Origin of the sequence: Petrotoga sp. SL27, assembly GCF_002924605.1 — a bacterium.
Lineage (GTDB): Bacteria > Thermotogota > Thermotogae > Petrotogales > Petrotogaceae > Petrotoga > Petrotoga sibirica.
This window is the reverse complement of record NZ_JAIP01000013.1, coordinates 1-21,114: the sequence shown is the minus strand read 5'-3', so window position 1 is coordinate 21,114 and position 21,114 is coordinate 1. Positions and strand designations below refer to the sequence as shown.

The 21,114-nt window shown below is 35.4% G+C and carries 19 protein-coding genes and 2 pseudogenes; 15 read left to right on the top strand and 6 right to left on the bottom strand.

Annotation, left to right across the window (positions count from 1 at the left end; genetic code table 11):
• Nucleotides 1-19: 19 nt before the first annotated feature.
• The 3 genes from AD60_RS05605 to AD60_RS10450 all read right to left on the bottom strand — a co-directional run bounded on the left by AD60_RS05605 (nt 20) and on the right by AD60_RS10450 (nt 2,009).
• A complete protein-coding gene (locus tag AD60_RS05605) occupies nt 20-1,174 on the bottom strand; it encodes a lipopolysaccharide assembly protein LapB (RefSeq protein ID WP_103876685.1) in 1,155 nt (384 codons plus the stop codon).
• Between the two features lie 215 nt (nt 1,175-1,389).
• Nucleotides 1,390-1,815, bottom strand: a complete 426-nt coding sequence (locus AD60_RS05600) for a transposase (protein ID WP_233186829.1) — start codon at nt 1,813-1,815, stop codon at nt 1,390-1,392.
• Nucleotides 1,794-2,009, bottom strand: a complete 216-nt coding sequence (locus AD60_RS10450) for a hypothetical protein (RefSeq protein WP_233186828.1) — start codon at nt 2,007-2,009, stop codon at nt 1,794-1,796. The genes AD60_RS05600 and AD60_RS10450 overlap by 22 nt, the downstream gene beginning before the upstream one ends.
• Nucleotides 2,010-2,087: 78 nt before the next feature.
• Here AD60_RS10450 and AD60_RS05595 point away from each other — a divergent pair, with 78 nt between their 5' ends.
• The 10 genes from AD60_RS05595 (at nt 2,088) to AD60_RS05545 (ending at nt 13,443) form a co-directional block, all read left to right on the top strand.
• Nucleotides 2,088-2,498 (top strand): hypothetical protein, encoded by a 411-nt coding sequence (locus tag AD60_RS05595; protein WP_103876684.1) that lies wholly within the window; start codon nt 2,088-2,090, stop codon nt 2,496-2,498.
• 224 nt (nt 2,499-2,722) lie between these two features.
• Nucleotides 2,723-3,139 (top strand): hypothetical protein, encoded by a 417-nt coding sequence (locus AD60_RS05590; protein WP_103876683.1) that lies wholly within the window; start codon nt 2,723-2,725, stop codon nt 3,137-3,139.
• Between the two features lie 464 nt (nt 3,140-3,603).
• Nucleotides 3,604-4,011, top strand: a complete 408-nt coding sequence (locus tag AD60_RS05580) for a GH36-type glycosyl hydrolase domain-containing protein (protein WP_255396820.1) — start codon at nt 3,604-3,606, stop codon at nt 4,009-4,011.
• A 126-nt stretch (nt 4,012-4,137) separates the two neighbouring features.
• Entirely contained in the window at nt 4,138-4,827 is a 690-nt protein-coding gene (locus tag AD60_RS05575) for a DNA alkylation repair protein (protein ID WP_199177854.1), read from the top strand.
• A 139-nt stretch (nt 4,828-4,966) separates the two neighbouring features.
• A complete protein-coding gene (locus AD60_RS05570; protein ID WP_103876680.1) occupies nt 4,967-5,608 on the top strand; it encodes a hypothetical protein in 642 nt (213 codons plus the stop codon).
• A 644-nt stretch (nt 5,609-6,252) separates the two neighbouring features.
• The gene (gene rbr, locus AD60_RS05565; RefSeq protein ID WP_103876679.1) at nt 6,253-6,846 is read left to right on the top strand and encodes a rubrerythrin; all 594 of its coding nucleotides are present in this window, start codon (nt 6,253-6,255) and stop codon (nt 6,844-6,846) included.
• A gap of 37 nt (nt 6,847-6,883) precedes the next feature.
• Nucleotides 6,884-7,264 carry a desulfoferrodoxin family protein gene (locus AD60_RS05560; protein WP_103876678.1) on the top strand — a complete coding sequence of 127 codons (381 nt, stop codon included), beginning with the start codon at nt 6,884-6,886 and terminating at the stop codon, nt 7,262-7,264.
• A 298-nt stretch (nt 7,265-7,562) separates the two neighbouring features.
• Nucleotides 7,563-9,590, top strand: a complete 2,028-nt coding sequence (locus AD60_RS05555) for a response regulator (protein WP_103876677.1) — start codon at nt 7,563-7,565, stop codon at nt 9,588-9,590.
• On the top strand, nt 9,587-12,616 hold the full coding sequence (locus tag AD60_RS05550; RefSeq protein WP_103927453.1) for a glycosyltransferase: 3,030 nt from the start codon (nt 9,587-9,589) through the stop codon (nt 12,614-12,616). The genes AD60_RS05555 and AD60_RS05550 overlap by 4 nt, the downstream gene beginning before the upstream one ends.
• A 173-nt stretch (nt 12,617-12,789) precedes the next feature.
• The gene (locus AD60_RS05545) at nt 12,790-13,443 is read left to right on the top strand and encodes a hypothetical protein (protein WP_103876675.1); all 654 of its coding nucleotides are present in this window, start codon (nt 12,790-12,792) and stop codon (nt 13,441-13,443) included.
• Between the two features lie 131 nt (nt 13,444-13,574).
• Here the strand turns inward: AD60_RS05545 and AD60_RS10710 are convergent.
• Together AD60_RS10710 and AD60_RS05535 are read right to left on the bottom strand one after the other, a co-directional pair.
• Nucleotides 13,575-13,847, bottom strand: a pseudogene (locus AD60_RS10710) (permease); the annotation flags it as partial.
• Nucleotides 13,848-13,889: 42 nt separating this feature from the next.
• Entirely contained in the window at nt 13,890-15,608 is a 1,719-nt protein-coding gene (locus AD60_RS05535; RefSeq protein WP_103876674.1) for a hypothetical protein, read from the bottom strand.
• Between the two features lie 368 nt (nt 15,609-15,976).
• Between AD60_RS05535 and AD60_RS10185 the strand changes: the two genes are divergently transcribed.
• The 4 genes from AD60_RS10185 to AD60_RS05520 all read left to right on the top strand — a co-directional run bounded on the left by AD60_RS10185 (nt 15,977) and on the right by AD60_RS05520 (nt 19,234).
• Nucleotides 15,977-16,120, top strand: a complete 144-nt coding sequence (locus tag AD60_RS10185) for a hypothetical protein (protein WP_158248390.1) — start codon at nt 15,977-15,979, stop codon at nt 16,118-16,120.
• 463 nt (nt 16,121-16,583) lie between these two features.
• Nucleotides 16,584-16,988, top strand: a complete 405-nt coding sequence (locus tag AD60_RS05530) for a transposase family protein (RefSeq protein WP_158248389.1) — start codon at nt 16,584-16,586, stop codon at nt 16,986-16,988.
• The gene (locus tag AD60_RS05525; protein WP_103876660.1) at nt 16,928-17,593 is read left to right on the top strand and encodes a helix-turn-helix domain-containing protein; all 666 of its coding nucleotides are present in this window, start codon (nt 16,928-16,930) and stop codon (nt 17,591-17,593) included. The genes AD60_RS05530 and AD60_RS05525 overlap by 61 nt, the downstream gene beginning before the upstream one ends.
• 240 nt (nt 17,594-17,833) lie before the next feature.
• Entirely contained in the window at nt 17,834-19,234 is a 1,401-nt protein-coding gene (locus AD60_RS05520; protein WP_158248388.1) for a radical SAM/SPASM domain-containing protein, read from the top strand.
• Between the two features lie 286 nt (nt 19,235-19,520).
• Here the strand turns inward: AD60_RS05520 and AD60_RS05515 are convergent, their stop codons facing one another.
• The gene (locus AD60_RS05515) at nt 19,521-20,435 is read right to left on the bottom strand and encodes a transposase (protein WP_103876658.1); all 915 of its coding nucleotides are present in this window, start codon (nt 20,433-20,435) and stop codon (nt 19,521-19,523) included.
• 283 nt (nt 20,436-20,718) lie between these two features.
• On the opposite strand from AD60_RS05515, the pseudogene AD60_RS05510 reads away from it, so the two are divergent.
• Nucleotides 20,719-21,114 (top strand): annotated as a pseudogene (locus tag AD60_RS05510) (ABC transporter ATP-binding protein); the annotation flags it as partial.

Genomic DNA, 21,114 nt, shown 5'->3' with positions numbered 1-21,114 from the left:
ATTGAACTTATTAGCTTCCTTATTTATTATTCTGCTCTTTAAATATTTGTTCGTGTTCCTTGACCTTCCTTTTTTTATCCAAATAATATAGCAACCATAATGCAAAAGCTACTCCTAACAGCAAGGGTAATAGATACTTAAGGAAAATTTCAAATACAACTCTCGATCTCAATTCTCTTAGAGCTTTTTCCATTTCTTCGGTGACATAGTTACGACTTTGAGCACCATTGAGAAAGTATCTAGCTAATTGGCCATATTCTTTTTTATCCCAACGATAGTAAGTTAACCCCAATTTAGACATTATTCTTCCGTTTTCCTTGTCTTGGGTTAAAGCTTTTTGATAATATTCTATCTGTTTTCCGTAAATGTTTTCTATGTCACCTAAAAATTCGTATGTTTCAGATAGAATTGATGAGTCCTTTGAAACTGGAATTAAAGAAAGGGCTATTTCCTTAGATTTTTCCGTTTCTCCCATGTTGTAAAAAATTTTTGAAAAGTACAGTAAAGTTTGAGCATTTTGCCCTTTTAAATTCATATAAGTATTATATAGGTCTTTTATAATGTCGTAGTTATTTGTTTGAAAACTTATTTCTACCAATGATTCAATTATTTTTTTATCGTAATTGTAAGTGAGATAGATTCCTTTTAAATCATTATAAGCCTTTTGAGGATCATTATATATTTTAGATTTTGATAGGATTTGTCCTTGGTAATAAACAGTATAGGGAGTTTTCCCTCCCACAAGCCTTTCGATTTTTTCAGAATATTCAAAGATTTCTTTCGCTACAGATGGGTTCAAAGAATTTTGCCAATATTGGAAGTTGAAAAAAAGATACATAGAATTTATTATTATTGAATCAGGGTATTCTCTTAGGGCTTCTTCAAACAATTTGGTAGGTTCAAGGTAAAAATAAGGGTCTGACTCTTTTAATATCTTTAGGGTTGTCTCATCATCAGGAAACAGCACTAGATCTGAAAGTTGCAAATTGTCTACATACATCGATAATCCCGTTTCCCATCGTTTCAACAAGCCTCCAAGGATCTTTAAATATGGATCATCTGATTCATGCATTGTTTGAAGATCTACGTAGTAAACAAAATCATCAAAAACTGTGGCAAAGGTCGATAACGTAAAAATAATAAAAAAAAGCAACACAAATAATTTTTGTCTCAAAACATCCCTCCTACAATGTCAAATAGTTTTAAAAGCTTTTTGAAAAATTTTCATCAATACATTTTTGTAGTAATAATTATATCATAAAGCCACTTCTTAAGAAAGCTAACGCAGGCTCCTTGTCAAATATGGTTGATAGAATAGACTGAAGAGATGATGACAAGGGTAATACAGCTTTTTTTGTTGAGTAGTTTCAGCTCAGAAAGGATAACTGTTTACAATATAAAGAATAATCTTACAGGTATCTTTTTATTGTTATTCGTTACCTCTTCCTCTATCTTTATACTTTCTCTTAGCTTTTTCTGTGCGTCTTTTACTACATGAAAATGGTCCGCTACTACTTTCACTCCAGGTAATTCTTCTTTGACTGCATTCTTAAACGAGACTCTCATATCGAGAGCTGCTTCTGTTATCTTTTGCCATCTATAACTTATCTTCTCATTTCTGAAGCTTTTCCCTGTTTTTTTACACATGTGTCTTTGTGGTCTGTGTATCAGATATATTCTTTGTGTCCCAACTTTTTCAGCCTTGATGATCCTTTCTTTTGCTTTACCGTTACGTACTATGTATTCTCGCTTGTCATTACATTCTTTACATTTATACGGGCATTCTGGTATCTCTATCTTTTTCGAATATCCCACTTCAAAATAAATCTCTCCCTCTTTTTCAAATCTTTTCTGTCTTTTAACTTAAAGCCTTTATCAATACCCAGTATTTGTGCTATAATTTTGTTGCTTATGATATCGCTCCTCTCTCTCTTTTTATTTTTTTGTTTTTTGTTCAATGAGGAGCGATATCTTTTTTTACCCCTTTTGTCAAGTACCTCATCAACCATTTTTATTATACAGCCAAAAATAAAATATGTAATTTGTATTCATATGCAACCTTTCATCAAGAAAGGAGAGGCTACATTATGAGAAGAAAAGTTATGTTTTTGATGTATATTTTGCTAAGCTTATCTCTTTTAGCTAATTCTTCTAACATCTATTGTGCGATTGAAGAACATGTTAAAGCACTAGATACTTACAAGAAAAGAACCTTCAGTAACCAAGTAAATCAACTAACCATGGAAGAACAATTAATTAATTTTAATCCCATTCCATCAACAACTTTCACTTTTAATCAAAACGACTATAGTATAAATATTTCTAAGGATTTAAGAGATATCTTGTATATAGGAAAGATAAAAGAAGAAAAAGAGAAAGAAGTTATCAAGGCAAAATTTCAAGAAATAAATGTAGGACAAGAACTCATAATTTCTGTATTCTCGTCATTTTTGAATTACTTCATTCAAGGAGAAAAATTACCACTTTACAAAAAATAGAGGAAATATTTGCCAAAAAGCTGGACCAATAACTCAAAATAATATATATTAGCGCTTGAAAGCATATCCTACCCAAAGGAGATGATACTATCAAGCGCTTAATAAAAGAATATCATAAAACCTCGACAATTGGAATACTTTTTTCGTATTTTTTTCAATATACCAGATTTTTTACAAACCCAACCAGGATAAAATTTATTTGGTTATGTATTGGAATTATCACTATGACCAGTATTCAATCTGTTAGTTTTATGCATAAATGGTTTCTAAAAAAAGTAACAAACAAGTCGTTGAATTCATACTACTACCTGCTTTCATATACCAAACTGAATTTAAAATATCTTATGCGAACTACTGTAAAGATAGCTTTGTCCTATATACCAAAAGTCTTAAAGCCATTATTCATATTTGTTGTTATTGATGATACCTTGCAGGCAAAATTCGGTGTCCACTTTGAATGTCGGAAAGAACTTTTTGACCACACTGCTCGGAATGGCTCTAACTATCTTAATGGACATTGTTTTGTAGGATTAATTCTTAAAATTCCTATGTTCTTTAAAAAGCAGGTTATCTATTATCTCAAAGTACTCATAGGTTACAGATTAAAAAAGATAATCCTGCCGAATCAAAGCTACAGATAGCATCAGAAATGATTAACTGGGTTATGGGGATACTTAAAAACTATAAGATGGTTATACTTTGCTGTGATAACTGGTATCCTAAAGGAGAAGTATTAGAAACTGTTAAAAAATATAATAATCTTGAGCTTATTGACAATGTTAGAGTTGATACTGTACTTAATGACTTGCCTCCTGAACCTACTGGCAAACGAGGTCGTCCTCGGAAAAAAGGTAACCGATTAGTTATTTATAACCAGGAACACTTTAATTTTAGCAAAATAGGAAAATATTTTGTGTAGCCACCCGCAAGGTTATAACTAACCTTTTTAAAAACAATGTTGTGTATGTAACTGTGACGACTTCTGACTTAGAGAGGAAAAAAGCTATAGGCTTTTTATAAGCACAATAATGCCTGAACAGTTAGAGCATATGCTACCAGTAGTTAAAGACGAGATAGAATATAATATTTCCAAAGAACAACTAATATCCTTGGAGGGGGTGATATGGCTTATCACTATTATAAACAGTCCTTGCCCACCAGTGTCTGTGATAATCAGGATGTTTACAAGTTGGAACCGTATATTTACGCTGAGTACATAACAGGACCGAACCATCCCGACTTTGGGGAAGCTGGCCACTCTTGGCTCACGGGCACCGCGTCTTGGATGCATAGGGTCGGAATCGACTTCATTTTGGTGGTGAGACCTGAGTTCAATGGACTTAGGGTTGACCCCTGCGTCCCAAAGGAGTGGGATGGTTACAAGATCAAAAGAAAGTTCAGGGGCGCAACCTACAACATCACGGTTAAGAATTCTAACCATCCTTCAAAGGGTGGGGCCAAAATTAGGATAGATGGTAAGGAGTACGAAGGCAACCTCTATAAAAATATTTGATGGAGAACATGGATTTGCAGATAGATATTCTCATAATTATAATGAAGATTTGTCAAATAGATCCAAAAAAATAATGAAACAATTTTTAAAAAGTTTTAAAATAATCTTGTAAGGCGGGTGACTATTATGGGGTTTGAAGTTAATGATTATATTGCAAAAATTAGGCAGGCTTTTATGGAAAAATCTAATCCGGAAAATGCTAAAAAACAAATTGAATACATGAAAGGAAATTTTGATTTTTTTGGTATAAAAGCACAAACAAGACGTAAGGTGACCCAGGAATTTATGAGAAAGGCAGAGCGGCCTGACTATGATGATATCGATGTTGTTATAAGGAAATTATGGAAACTTCCGGAAAGAGAATATCAATATTTTGCATTGGAGCTTCTGGAAAAGTATAAAAAGGGATTCGAAGAAGATATTATTTCTTTATTTGAATATATGATAACTAATAAATCCTGGTGGGACACGGTGGATTTCATATCTAAAAAACTTGTTGGGGAATTTTTTAAAATGTTTCCGGAGTTAAGGGATGAATATATTTCAAAATGGATGGACAGTGATGATATCTGGCTTCAGCGGACCTGTTTGCTATTTCAACTTGGATATAAAGAAAATACAGATTTGAAATTGTTATTTAATTTAATTGAACGTCTGCAAGGAAAGGATGAATTCTTTATCCAGAAAGCTATTGGATGGTCACTCAGGGAGTATTCTAAAATAGAACCAAAGAAAATAAAGGAATTTATTCAGAAACAAGATTTATCTGCATTGAGCGAAAGGGAAGGGTTGAAATTGTTAAAAAGTAAAGGTTGAAAAAATACAAACTTCGCTTAATAAAAGTTTATGATTCCGTACGCTACACCCAAATTTATGATCCTAAGCTAAGTCAGGCTAGGGGTCATGAACTTCGGCAATACGGATATGTTATACGCCATTGATAAGGAGAGATTAAATGAAAAAAAATGCAATTTTAAAGGAGATTTCTGAAAAAGATTTTGATCGCGATTATTTTGTCAAGCTAATAAATAGTAATAGTAATATTAGAGACTTAATTATAAATGAATTGCTTTCAAATACTAATATTATGATATATTACCATTGTTATTATGTAGTTTCGGATGCGAGTAAGAAAGCACCTTCTTTGTATTACAAATATTGGGATAAATTTGTAAAATTATTAGATCATGATAATTCTTATCATAGAGATATTGGATTAACACTGATTGCGAACTTAGTAGAAGTTGATGAGGAAGATCGATTATCGTTAATATGGACAAAATATCTGGAACATATTAATGACGAAAAGTTTATGACTGGAGAATGTTGTATAAATAATATAAGAATTATTTTAAAGACTAGGCTTGACATGATAGATGAAGTGGTTAACATTCTTTTAAAACTTGAAAAAGTATGTAATTATACTGAAAAACAGATTGCGCTCTTAGAATATAGTGTTTTAAATATATTTGATGATGTATTTTTCAAGAGCAATTATAAGGATGAAATTGTTTGTTTTATAAAAAAGAGAACTACGAGTATAAGTTCAAAAACAAGAAAAAAGGCTAAGCAACTTATTAAAAAGTATAAGATATAACGCATATCAACGGTGTATAACATGGAAGGTTCCGCTACGCTACACTCAAATTCATTCGTCAAGGGGAATCGTTCTAAGACTCGTGGAAAAGCAGAGAAGATATACGAGATAATCTTGTTCAAATATCATTAAGAATTTGCAGTAAATTATAATATTATTTATTGTTTTTGGAGTGAGATAAAAGTGGGGGCCACGTTGTATAACAAGGAATTTACGTTGTGGCTAAAGACCAGCCTATCCTAACGGGACATGCCCTCTGGAGCTTGCAATGAGTGAGGTTAATGATGATTGGCAAGCTTGCGCCAGACCTTCGGCACGGGTACGTAGGAAATTCCCAAGACGTTATACGTAATCCCTAAGTAAATAATTAAAAGAAAGAAGGTATCGAGGAAGAAATTTGATTTTCTTATTATTAACATACTTTTGCTAATTTGAGGAAATAAAGATAATTATGAAAAAACATTGATATTGTTGATATTATCTATATTACTTTTAGTAGTTGGGTGTATTCATAAAACAACATGGAATGAATTTGCTTGGATTGAGTATTCATTTGGTAACCAACATTATGAAAAAGCTGCAATATTTATTTCTTGTAAAGTGGTGTGGTATAATAAAAAAATGTAAAAAGGAGGATGTAACTTATGAAGGGCTTAAATGGGACTAAAACTGCTGAAAATCTTCTAAAAGCGTTTGCTGGTGAATCTCAGGCACGCAACCGCTATACCTATTATGCATCAGTAGCTGACAAGGAAGGATATAAGCAAATAAAAAATATTTTTATTGAAACAGCCGACAATGAAAAGGAGCATGCGAAGAGGTTTTATAAATTCCTGCTCGAGGGGTTTCAGAATGAACTGCCGGCAACAATGGAAATAAATGCAGTTTATCCGGTTGCCCAGGGAACTACCCTTGATAACCTGAAAGCCGCGGCAAGTGGTGAAAATGAGGAGTGGACAGACCTCTATCCAGAATTTGCAAAAGTAGCTGAAAAAGAAGGCTATCCTGAAATTGCAGAAGCCTTCATAATGATTGCTTCTGTCGAAAAAAGGCATGAGACAAGGTTTAACAAGCTTGCAGCGAACATCGAAAATGGTAAAGTTTTCAAAAAGGGTGAAAAAGTTATGTGGAAATGCGGGAACTGCGGTTATGTACATGAAGGCACAGAAGCTCCGGAGAAATGCCCTGCATGTATTCATCCACAGGCATTTTTTGAGCTGTTTGCAGAAACCTATTAAAATATCTAAGAATCGAGGGAAGAGGGGGATATTTAAGATGAAAGCGCCTGTAGCTTTTTACAAATGCGAAATTTGCGGGACCCTCGTAGGTTTGATCAAGAATGGAGGCGGTCAGCTTGTTTGTTGCGGTAAACCAATGACAGAGATGAAAGCGAATACTACAGAAGCATCCACTGAAAAGCATATTCCTGTAGCAACAAAGGAAAACGGGAAGATAACCGTCCAGGTTGGATCAAATCTCCATCCCATGACAGACGGGCATTATATAGAATGGATTGCTGTAGTAAGCGACGATGGGACTGAAAGAATCTCACTAACCTCGGCTGACGAACCCAAAGCCGTATTTTGTGATAAGAAAAACGCAGAAGTATATGCTTATTGCAATCTGCATGGTTTGTGGAAAGCAGATGTAAAATAGGTTGAAGGAATAAAAAACAGCATGGTTCTACAAAAGAAGAATCACTGAAAATCTTGCGCAATTAAACAGGTAATTTTATCATTAAGGCAGTAAAAGTATAACATCCGATGCCAAATACAAACGTTGCTTTTAGGCCGCAAGGGTTTTAAAACAATGTTCATATTTGTGTACTTAGGGCAGGGTATGGAATATTATTTATATAAGTTTGAATTATGCCGTAGGCTATTATGGAATCGATAGGAAGCATATGGGAAACAATAGAAAATATTAAAATATTTGGGGGGGGTATAGTAAGCCAATGAGTAACGCAAGAGTTGTTGAAATTGCCGAGAATATCTACTGGGTAGGGAGCAGAGGGCAGCAGGGTGGCCTTAACTGTAATCCTTATTTGCTGGTTGATGAAGAAGAAGCGGTTTTGATTGACCCTGGCTCAGTCCTGGATTTTGAAGACGTGCTGGGAAATGTCTTAAGTATTGTACCTCTGGGAAAAATCAAGTATGTTATCCTTCATCATCAGGACCCTGATTTTTCTGCGAGTGTTCCTTTGTTTGAACAAAAAGGGGCAAATTTTAAAATTATTACTCATTGGCGAACTCAGAATTTAGTTAAATATTATGGCATCAAATCAGATTATTATATCGTCAATGAAAACGGATTCAAATTGGTCTTAAAATCAGGCCGGGTTCTGAGGTTTTTGCCCACTCCCTATTTGCACTTTCCCGGGGCTATTGCAACCTATGATGAACGTTCCAAAATCCTTTTTTCCAGTGATCTCTTTGGGGCATTTTCCTATGAATGGACACTCTATGCCGGAGAAGATTATCTGGAGAAAATGAAGACCTTCCACGAACATTATATGCCTTCGAATGATATTCTCCGGCCGATTATGGAAGAATTCCTCCGACTGGATATCTCGATGATTGCGCCTCAACATGGTTCGATTATCCGCGATAACGTAAAAACCTATATTAAAGCCTTAAGAGATATGGAATGCGGTTCCTTTATGGCTTCCATAAAGAAAAATCTAATGAAGTCCGGTGGCGTCAAACTAATCTGTAGTTTGGTTATCAAACGATATGTTGCGATCTTTAATAAGGCGGAAGTCTTACAAGCCATTGAGGGTTTAGAACTGACCCTGGATAAGGAGACGCTGGAAATAACGGATTATAATTATCCGGGCAACCGTTTGTGGGATATGCTTTTTGAATTTATCCTGGCCCGGAAGGGTTTACAATGGCTGATTGTGATCGAACCTTATGTGCGTAAACTATCTCAGGAATATGATATTCCGATGCCTGAAGTGTTTCAAACCACGCTCAAACAGGCTGAAGAGAAAGCGCTTCATCTGAGTCAGGAAAATCTCCTGCTTAAGGAAATCAATGCCAGGTTGGAGAACAGCATAAAAGAAGTTCAGGAAAAATTGGTGCATTGCCCGGTGACCGGTTTGTATAACTATGATTTTTTCCAGAATTATCTGACCTCAGAACTGGAAAATTTGTTAGCTTCTGATTCGCCCCAGAATCCCGCCCTTCTTATCCTGGACGTGGATCAGGTAGATAAAATCCGCTTTTCTTACGGGGAGCAGGAAGTCAATGAGATTCTGAAGAATATAGCCGATATGGTGACAGCCCTAAAAGAGGAAAATACCCTGCTGTTTCGGCTTCAGGGAGCGTCTTTTGCTTGCTATCTCCAGCATACCACCCGGGAAGCGGCTGTGAGTTTCGCGGAGAGGGTGAGAAATGAGATTGCTTCATCGGAAAAATTCGTTGAGAAAATAACGGTATCGATAGGGGTTGTCACTTTAGATGAATTAAGAGAGGGTAATCCGTATCTGAATGATCCGGCAGAGAGAATGTACAATATTGCCACCATGCGCGTCAAGCTGGCCAAAAGGATGGGAATGAACTTTGTTTGCAGCAGTTCTTCTTTAGAAAAATATCAGGAGGAGATCGGGAAGATCCTGATCGTCGAGACCGATGAAGTGAGTATCGATGTCTTAAAAACATTTTTGGAGAATTCGAACTATAAAGTACTCATCGCTCGTGACGGGGAAGAGGCCTTAAAAATTCTGGAAACAGAGGAAGTGGATCTGATTATTTCCGAAATTATGCTGCCTAAAATCGATGGTTTCCTGATTCGCGAAAGTCTCCTTGCCAAATCGCAGACCAAAAATATTCCTTTCCTGATAGTTTCCCACCTCAAAGATGATGATACTGTCGAGAGAGCAGCGGCGTTGGGAATTGAGCATTATTTCCGCAAGCCGGTCATGCTTTCCGAATTGCTGGGAGTTATCAAAAACAGGATCAAAGGGGAAACGTTTCGATGAACTTTAAAGTTGAAGTTTACGTGATATTGGCTATCGTGCTTTTTCTCCTCATAGGAATTATGCTGTCCCTTTTGCTCATCAGAAGGCTGAAAAACGATGAGGAGAAGCTGGAGCACGAAAAACAGAAGAAGGCTTTAGTGGAATTCATTTCTGGAAAATTGCAAAAATTAGGGTTCAAATTTCCTTTAGCCATCGGCTTTGAGTTTCAGCAATCTATTAAGCTTAACAGGCAGAACGAAGAAAAGATAAAAAAAACTTTGGAGCAAGTGCGGCTGGAAAAGAAATACATACGTCAACTGCGATCATGGTTTAGAATCAGGAGAATGGAAGCCGCTGTATATCTTGGTTTTCTTGGTACGGACAATGCCAGGCTGGCTCTTGAAAAGGCGCTCTTAAAGGAGAAGCTTTATCCGGTTAAATTATATATTGCCAATGCTTTGTCTGATATAAAGAACGAGGCTTCTCTCCCTGTCTTGGTCTTCTCTTTGTTTAATGCTCACCGTTGGTATAGAGAAAAGGTTAATATGCTGATTGCGGATTTTGGCAAATCCTTTAATGCCTATCTTCCGCAAATTGTGGACAACCAACGGATGGAGATTAAAGAACTGATAGTTGATTTTGCTTCGGTGTATTTTTCCGAGGAGGTCAAAAACTATCTTATCCAACTGATTGATAGCAAAAATGAGGCCATTTCCAGACTTCAAGCTATCTATGGTGTGAGTGGGGTGAAGTCCTGTTCTAACTGTATGTATGCAACACCTGGTGAGTCCGAAGACATTCGTACATGTCCGTATTATGGGACAGTTAAACCTGATTATTATTGTGGAAAGTATAAAAAATTGCCTCTCAGTATGAATCTTAAGGAAAATTACCATCAGTTGGTCTATAAAGCAGCCGACATCCTGGCTCGTTACTATCCCCAGCTTCTGGATGATGAAAAATATTTGCATTCCGAAGATATTGAGCTAAAAAATATCGCAGTTAAGGCGCTGGCTAATTTCCATAATCAGGAAAACATTGGGAAACTGCTTACCTATGTACGCAATCATGATACTGCCCGAAGTGCTGTTAATGCGCTTTCTTTATTGATTAAAAAAAATCCGACGTATATAAATATTATTCTGCAAGCCTTTGCAGAAGAAAAGGATTTGGCAATTAAACAGCGCCTGGCGGAAATTCTTTCGATACGTATCGAGTATTTTATTATGAAGTTAATTACCAGGAACAAGGAATCTGCAGCCCAGATCATCAAGCAGATCTTACTCTTGGGAAGAACCAGTGAGATTATAGATTTTCTTAATAAAAATAAGAATATCGAAGTAGAGAATGAACTGGTTGCGATCATCCGAGAGGTTGTCACTATTTCGGAGAATTTGAAACGGGAATTTTCCCGTTATTTATGTGAAAGAGTAGCCTATAAATGCAGAATTGTTCCACAGCCGGAAAACGAGGAGCCGAAGGTAGAAAACAAAGATAAAAAGTTGATTTCTAATATCTATCTGATTTTGCTTTTCAGTCTGCTAATCTTTCCTCTAATTTACGTTTTCAGACATCATGATCTGATATTGCATATTTCCTGGACTAAACAACTAGAAATATTTGTAATAGAATGCAATTACTACCTGGCTTTTTATTTTCTGGCCATAAATTTAATTTATCTTGTTCTCTTGATGTTTTCGTTTTTCCATGTCAATCAGCAAGAGCGCCTGTGGAGGATAAAAAACAGTAGCTTTCTTTTCAAGAAAAAAATTCTGCCCTCGGTTTCCATTATTGCCCCGGCTTATAATGAAGAAAAGACGATAATCGAGAGTGCGAATTCCCTGCTCAACCTTAAATATCCGGATTATGAACTCATTATCGTCAACGATAGGTCTAAAGACAAAACTCTGAATGTGTTAATTCAATATTATGATCTGATAAGAGTAGATCATATTTTTGAGTACAAGTTAAATACCAAGCCAATCAGGGGGATCTATATGAACCCCTCTATTCCTAAACTCGTCGTGGTCGATAAGGAAAACGGCGGCAAGGCGGATTCCCTGAATGCGGGCATTAATATTTCCCGCAAGGAATATTTTTGCGGGATCGATGCCGATTCCCTGCTTGAAGATGACGCCTTACTTAAACTGGCATCCCTCGTATTAGATGAAGGAGTGGAAACTCCTGCTCTGGGCGGAAATGTCTTACCGGTAAATGGGTGTACAATTGAACGCGGCCAAATTACTAATGTCCGAATACCCCAAAACCACCTGGCCAGATTCCAAACAATAGAATACATACGCGCTTTCATGGCGGGAAGGCTGGGCTGGGCCAAAATCAACAGTCTTCTCATCATTTCCGGGGCTTTTGGTCTTTTTAGGAAAGAACGAGTCATCCGTGCAGGGGGATATCTGACGAGCAGAGGGAAATATGCAAAAGACACAGTCGGAGAAGATATGGAACTTGTCGTGCGCATCAATAGGCTGATGAGAGAAATGGGTTTCAGATACAGAATTCGCTATGCTTATAATGCGAACTGCTGGACCGAGGTGCCGGAAGACCTGAAAAGCCTGAAAAGGCAGCGCTACCGTTGGCACCGGGGACTGATCGAAAATCTCACCATCCATAAAAGGATGATTTTTAACCCCCGCTACGGCAGAATTGGCCTGTTGGCTATACCTTATTTTCTGCTTTTCGAGATGTTCGGTCCCCTGGTAGAAATCCAGGGATATCTCATGGTGTTTATAGTGTTGATTATTGGAATCCTAAATGCTGAAGTCGTGCTTCTTTTGTTTATTTCGAACATTTTGCTGGGCATTCTTATTTCACTTTCTTCCTTATTTATTGCTGAAAAGAATATTAAGTATCTACGATGGAAAGACCTGATGATTCTTTTGGCTTATGCCATTCTCGAAAATTTTGGACCGCGGCAGCTTTTTAGTTTCTGGCGAGTGGGAGGAACGATCAGCATGCTTAAGAAACCCACAGGCTGGGGTAAACCGGAGAGGAAAGGATTTGCGGCTGCTAATCATTCCGCAAAGGGGTGATGGGACAATGAAAAGGAAAATTATGATTTCGGCACTTTATGCTTTGATTATCATGCTGTGGAATCCCGGCAGATCTTTGGGGCGAGATCAAATTCAAATTCCTTCGTGAGTTTGCTCTGTTCAAAGTACAGGAGCAAAAGCTTTATGCCCAAACCACGAAACATGGTTTTCAGGTGCTCAAGGAGGGAACATGGCTGAAGATCTTTGTTAAAGGCGAGAATATCGGTGCCGCCCTTCCAGGAAGGTGGTTCACAGAGTTTCCGGGGAATGAGCAAGTTTACCTGGATTGGCTGGAAAAAATCGGACAGATGCGGGCTAATTCCATCCGAGTTTATACACTATTGCCTCCGGAATTTTACAGGGCTTCACTTTACTATAATATCAAACATCCGCATGAACCCCTTTGGCTCTTCCAGGAAATCTGGCCGGAAGAAAATCCCGAGGAAGAGAATTATTTAAACCCAAGCTATGTGGAGGAATATTTCCAGGAAATAAAGTATACCGTTGATGCAATTCATGGCAAGGCGGATATTCCCGAAAGGAAAGGAAGGGCGTATGGAGTATATGACAGCGACGTCTCTAAATATGTCCTGGGCTACTTGGTTGGCAGGGAATTGGAACCAGATGAGGTTATACAGACGAATCAGTTGAATCCAGGCTTTAGCTATACCGGGGAGTATTTGTTCTCTGATCAAGGCGCTAACCCGACGGAAGGATGGTTGGCCATGAACTGTGACTATGTTTTGCATTATGAAGAGAGCACCTATGGCACTCAACACCCGGGTTGGGATTGTCAGTTGGTCTATGCTCGATGTTCAGGAGCATGATTCGGAATGGAATGCTTCGGGGTTGAAATCCCTGGAATATAACGATAAAGTTTCAGTCAATATTAATCATATTTCAACGGGAAATAAGCTGCAGGCAGGTTCGGCCTCTTCTTCATCAGCCTTGGCAGCCACTGCCCCCTGAACCTTTTCTGATCATCCTTGCGAAAGATTACAGCCATTAGTAGGCCGATAACCAGGGCAAAGACAACCTCACCAATAGCCCAGGCTAAGTCTAGTTGCCAGCCTAAAACCTTGGCAGTCAGAATGATGGCCAGGATGTTAATGACCGGCCCCGAGTAAAGAAAGGCGGTCGCCGGACCGATTCCGGCGCCCCTCTTATAGATACCGGCAAAGAGGGGTAGTATCGTACAGGCACGGACGGCCAGAATGATTCCGGAAACCGCGCATTAGATAATATTACATGTCCGTGAAAAAGATTGGATAGATCATACATGCGCAATAGGAGGGCGACGGAAGTCCGCTCTCTCTTCCCCTTCAAAAACATAAAAAGAAATGGCAGAAGGCTTTCTTTTCAACGTATATTTTTTCACGAATGAATTAATCTCTTTTGGTACTTTCGGTGTGATTTCCTTTGGTATATCCTTTAAATCATAGTACCTACCGTAATTCATTATGAATTTTTCTAATATCTTTTTTTGGCTTGCATCAAGACTAACGTAATTTTCAATGAACTCTTTTAAATTCTTTTTATTTAAGTCTTTCATAAATCTTTTTACAACATCTTTCCTTCCCAAATAAAAAGGATGTTCGTTGAAGGTTATATTTTTGTTTGTGTAGATTTTTGGTTCTTGAACGTTTGTTAGTAAAGAATCAAAATCTATCTTTGGATTTCTTACAAAGATATAGTTTATTAACTCTTTCGTGTAGTAATCACATCTTTCTTCAATTAAACTGTCATCTTGTATCTCTTTAATTATCTTTTTTAGATTGATCTCTTCTTTGTAGTAATGAACGAGGTAAGAGGTAAAGAGTTCTGATACTTGTCTTTCTTTTGAAAGGTTTTTAAACTTTTCAAGGTTTATCTCAAACTTCTTATCTATATCCTTCTTTTTCAATTCTTTGATCATACATATAGGTGTGGATGTATCGATTTCAAACTCAAGAGCATCTATTATGTTTCTCAAGGTACTTGGTTGAATGTACTGTGTCTTTGCAGATAAAAACTCTTTCAACGTTCTTTCAGAAACGTTCATCGAGTCTATAGGTATCTTTTCTTTTCCTATCTCTTTCCTTATGAAATCTCTCAGTTTTGGTGTACTTCTGTGTTGGTTGTTATCCAAATTGAATACAAAGTATTTTAATTGGTTAATGATATCTTTAAAAGTATTTTTTATCGGTTCACTTTCCGCTTTGTTTAGTTGAGATAAACACTTTGAAAAGATAAAGGCGGTCTCATAAACCAAAGGGTCGTTGTTATTCTTCTGTACTTGAAATATGGTATCAAGGGAATTGAAAACTTTAAAGTTATTATCTTCAAAATAGTAACCAAGGTAGAATCCCAATGGAAAAGTAAAAGCTAAAGCCTTTTCTTTGTTTGTATCTTTCAACCACCAAGATATATTGTTTAAAGCTTGTACCATACCAGAAGGATGTGGAATAGTTTTTAAAATCTTAAATGCTTCTATGTTTAAACAAACTGCTTCTTCGTATCTTTCTTCGTTCTTTTTCCCTCTTGCTTTTGATAGTAATATGAAACCTTTGGTGGCGGGAGCATTTTCATAACTTTCACTCCAAATCCTAATGGTTTGCAAATCTTTTTCTTCAAAATTTATTTCACGAACATTCTTTAAATTCTCAACAACTATTCCTTTTAAATACTTAGGAAGTTTTTCGAATTCTTTCTTCAATTGATTGAATACTTCTTTAATTTCTTCATTTCTAGAAAGTTTGACCAAAATATCTATCTTTTCAACTAAAATTAAACAATACAAACCACCTTTTTTCAGCCCCTTTATCTCTTCATCTATTATCTCAAGGGCTTCATCGTATTTTACATCCCATTTTAATTTTAAAACGTTTATGTAATTGACAATGCTTTTATTTTTATCTGGTCTATCACTTTCTAAGTAATGAATAACATAATTCAAAATCGGTCTTATGAACTGTCCTTTATTCACAATTTCAACCAATAGTTTAATGTTCATTTATATACCTCTTTTTCCTTTACCCAATAGCAACAAAAATATAAAATAAAATTTACTTCAAAAACCCTTTCTTTGGAATGTTAATAACTCTTGAAGCTTTTATATTTTATTCTAGAGTTTATTATATCATAACCCTCTTATAATAACCAAAAGAAAGACAAAGGCATCATATCCGATAAAAAACATCGTAAATAATTTTAACATAAGTTTTTTTGACCGATCTCTGTAATACTTTATAAATACATATTTGAAGACAATTAAAAAACCACTTGAAAACCATATGGGAAAGTGTATGATTAAAGTGAAGGGTTGGATTATTTGAGATATTAGTTTTAAATTAAAAGAATAATTCAAGGGGGTGAAAGAGGATGAAGAAATTTGGTGTTGTTTTGTTAATCACTGGTCTGCTATTGAGTGGTATTTTTGTTTTTGGAGGAGATGATAAAGATACAGTTCGGACAAACGGAGTAAAACCCGAGATGGTTGTAAGTGTTGTGGAAGAAGTAGAGTAAATGCTTGATCGAGGCCTTTACTTTATGCAAAAAACAACGCTTGGAAAAGCTTAAAAGATTTAAGGAATTATCTATATAAGTTTTTGAAGGAAAAGATTGTGAGGAGAGGAATTATTTGCCGGCAAGTAGCAAACCTGCAGGGAAAAAGGTGAAAAATAAAAATGAAAGGAGGGAAATGCGATGTTTGAACTTAACTCAAAGGCTAAAATGAATCCAGCAGGCGGATGTGGCGGTATAGGTTGTGGAGCGTGTGCTGCTCTTAGAACCTAAGATAAAAACATGAGGTCCAGGCCCATCTTTTTTATTCTAAAAATGATAAAAAGATGGGTTTGGCCCATAAAAAAAGACTTAACTATCATCTCCTGCACTTACTAAACGAAAAGTGGTTCTTTCCATCAACGATTGGCTTGATTAGCCTCTGGTAATATAATTGATGAAAATCACTTAAAAGAGGATGAAGGGAATGGAAGAAATAGTTAAGTTGTTGGATGAGAACTTAGAATACGTTAAACATGAGGTATCAGGAGATAGAATAACGATTTGGGAGAAATCAGCAAAAAAAGAAGTAATCTGTCCGTATTGTGGGAAACCATCCAAAAAAGTACATTCAAGATATGAAAGAAGCTTTCAAGATTTACCGATACAAGGTAAAAAAACAACGATAGTTGTAATAAGAAGAAAGATGTTCTGTGAAAACAAAGAGTGTAAGAAAAAGACGCTTGCTGAACCTCTTGACTTTGTGGAACCAAAATTCAAAAGAACGAAAAGGTTGGAATTGGAGAAACAAAAGATCAGGACTTTGAACAGATGGTTTTTGAAAACAAAGAGCTGGTTCCTTCTGAAAAAGAAAAGGCAAAACTTAAGTTAGCCAAAGAAGTTAGGGAATTATACAACAAAGGCTACTCAAAAAGGAAAATATCAAAATTACTGAATATACATAGAAGTACTGTGGATAAATATTTAGATAATAATTTCTCTCCCACAAACATGAACAAAGGGAAAAGACTCCCAAGTATGCTGGACTCATATAAAAGGCAAATACAAGTATTGAAAAGAAACGGAAAATCAAACAAAGAGATATTTGAAATAATAAGGGGTGAAGGTTATACAGGTAGTTATTCAAACATTGGAATATATTTAGCAAAAAGAAATTTAAAAATTGAAGAGTCAAAAGAAATAAGGATAAAAAGAAAAGATTTAATCAAATTACTGTACAAACCCATTGAAGAAGTAGAAACTATTTCAAAAGAGTTGTATGAAAAGATCATTCAAAGATACCAGGTTATTGAAAGTATAATAAGCTTAGTAAATGAATTCAAACAAATGTTGAAATCAAAGAACGTTGAAAAAATTGAAGAATGGATAGAAAAAGCAAGTAACTTAAAAATCAGAAAGATAGATAAATTTGTGAGCGGGTTAAAAAGAGATATGCAAGCAGTTAGAAATGCGATTATATATGAATACAACCATTGACTAGCAGAAGGATCTGTGAATAAACTTAAAGTTATTAAAAGGATAATGTATGGAAGAAACAAATTTGAGATGTTGAGACAGAAAGTACTTTTTCTTAAGCGTAATGGATAATTCAACAATCAGTGGAAAGAACCGGTATTCGCCGTAGCAATTCTCCCATTGAAATTAGAAAGATTCTAAAAATTAATGAAAATAGTATCGATTATTTTTGTTCTTATTATATGTAAAGGAGTGAGAAAATTGGAAAATAGTGAATTAGAGCTAGTGGTGACAAACTTTCATAAATTAAAAAAAGACCTTTTCCTTCTCACTGCAAAAAATAATAAAACAGCGGTTTTATATCATAGGCCTTCATTAAAAGCTTACTATTTAGAACAACAATATAAACAATTTTTTTCTTGTCTTCTTAATAATACAGATCCTTCCCATGTGTTTTCTTGGTTGGAGAAAAATACACAGATGTTATCGAAAATTTGGAATGAATTAGAATACTTTTTAAGATATGAGAGTATTGGTATTTCTGAAAATGTTGAAAGATTAACTTTACTTATTTCTCAGAAATGTGGGCAAAACTGCAAGTATTGTTATGCTGGTGGGGGTACGTATGCTAATCCATCTTCTATGAACTTTGATACGGTAAAAAGAGCATTGGAAGTTTTTTCTAAACTTTTCAATTATATTGAAAAAATTCAATTTTTTGGTGGAGAACCTTTATTAAATATAAATTGTATTGAAAAAATAGTCCCCTATGTCAATCATCTTTATGAGGTAGGAAGTTTAGAAAAAAGGCCTATACTGAATATTGTAACTGGTCTTGGAGTCTCAAAAAAGTTAATAGAAAAATTAAAAATGATAATACAACAATTCCCTGATTTTGAGTTTGAAATAGTAGTTAGCTTTGACGGCCCAGAAAAAATTCAAAATTATTTGAGACCTTTTAAAGGCAGATTCCCCTCTTATGAAATAGTTAAAGAAAACATGGATTACCTTCAGGAAAATGGATTATTACAATTAGTAGAAGTAACTTATACTAATTATCATGTTAAAAATGGAATAAAACCTTTTGATCTACGGTCTTTCTTTTATGAGAAATTCAAACTTGAAAACGTAATAATTGTTCCTGTTATAGCAAATGATCCAACATTAGCTCTTACTAATAGAGATTTTTTTATAGCTAATGAATATCAAACTGTAATAAACCGCTATCAAAACGGGAACAAAAAAGAGATTGATTCAGTAGAACGTCTCGCGAACCAGGTATTAAATGCACCACCAACTTGCCTTTATTGTGGCAGTGGCATCACAGAATTTGTAGTTGATTCAGAAGGAGATGTTTTCCCTTGCCAATTATTGGCTAGTAACAAAAACTTTTTGGTTGGAAATGTATATGATACCAAAGAAAAATTGAGACAAAATCTGATTACTTCCAAACAAAAATATAGTAAAATATTTGATAAAAGTGAAGATAACGAATGTCAGACCTGCTTTTTACAATTTTTTTGTCGCGGTTGTCCTATTGCCCCTTATCTCTTGGGAAACAGTATGCATATACCTCATGAAAGCTGCCCTTTGTTTAAGGAAGTTGTTAAAAATTCTATTTTAATAAAAGCTGAAAAAGACTTTGTTGAATCAAATTCTTAAAAATTTCATTTATACCCACTTCAGAAATAGGCAAAAACAACGATTACCGAAAGGTGAGATAAGTTAAGGCAAGTAGAAAAAGAACTAAAATATCGGATAACTATCAAAAATGCTCTTTGAAAATCGAAATAATTCTTCAAAAAAATGAAAAGTAGTTAGAATTGAAGAATTTTTTAGAAAAAATACGCATGAAAGAAGCACGGTTGAAAACAGGCTCACGCCCACCAAGGAATAACCGTTCGTTTGGGAAGTATTGAAAAGGTCTAAAGTCTTCTAAAGAAACAAGCTAAGAAGCTGTTTCATACATAAGTGTTTTGGGAGAAGACAGTAAATCGTCTCTACCCATCTTGTGAGCTAAAAGAGCAGAAGCGATAAGGAAAAGGTTAGAAAGGTTGCATTCGAGTTGCACAGCGTTTGTATATTTCAAAGAAGTAGTACCGTTGTTGCTTTCTAACCTAGAAAAGATAGATTCAATGAGAGTACGTTTCTTGTAAATCTCTTTGAAGAAAGAAGAATCTCTGTTAAGGAAACGACGGAAATCATACTTTGAATAGTTTCTGTAACTATAACAGTTAGGTTTACCCAAAGGACAATTAGAAGGATCATCACAAACGAATTTGGTTCTATATATGTTTCTTTTACTCTCAAGGTAATGGGAATGTTTAACAAGTTTTTTACCGCATTCACCTACTAACCCTTTTTTAGAAGAACTGTGAAGGAGAATGAAAGCAATAGAACCAGTTTTCAAATGGACGTAATCGTAAAGATCGCTTGAATCATATGCGGCATCAGCTAAGAAGTTAAACCCACTAAGATCCAAGCACTTAACAACCTTTTCCAAAAGGACGAAAGCATAATTCTTGTCATAGGCAGAAGCTGGGGAAACCACGGTGAAGATAGGGACGTTGATCCCCTCTTTGATGCCTTTAATGACGGTAAAAACGATAACCTTATCCAAATAAGAAGGATCAAACTCCTTCTTAAATGAAGAGAAAGTAGCTTCAGAAGGAACGTAATTGATAATAGGATCGAAACCGATGCATTTAGCGAAGGAAGGGTTACTCTTAAGGAAGTGAATCAACTCCCTTACTGTAAATCCCTCAACTTTCTGAACGAAGATAGCTTTAAGTAAAACCCGACGGGAGTACCCTGTTCTGCCTATCTTATTATTGAAATCTGGGACAACGGACCAATCGATCATATCAATTAAATCGAGGAGAAAAGAAAATTCAGAATGTTTTTTCTCCGTGACCCCGTTCGGGGCGTTTCTTTTAGCCAGAGTAGACGAAATCGAAGTACAGTTGAGAAGAGTTACCGAATAATGACAATTGAATGACCTCCTTACGAGATAATAAAATTATGGTATCAAATAGATTATATAGTGAGGAGGTAAAAGTATAACATTGAAGGTATTAAAAGTTAGTTACAATGCATGTTTTAGAATTTCTAAAGACAGTATTTAATTTATAGGGGGAGGTAAAGGTATGGGTTTGTGCACAAGAAGGTTGATAAGATATGGTATAAAAAATTATAAAAAGTACATGATTTTCATGTTTCTCTTGGGTATTGCTACTTTGGTATTAGCAGCTTTGAGACCTTTTTTCATTCAGTATTTAATCGACGATATAATATCTTTTCAAAGAATTAACATACTGCCTTTTTTCCTTATCTTTTTAATCGGTGTAGTAGCTTTAGAAAGAGTTTTCAATTATTTTTTCAATACTTATCATCGAAAAGTAAATTTTTTCACTATTAAAAACGAGCAGATAAACCTTTATAATAAAATTCAAAACTCAAAATTTGTTGATTATTCTAAGATGGATTCTGGGGATATAATGAGTAGGTTATTGTCTGATATTGATGAAACTTCTTATACAATG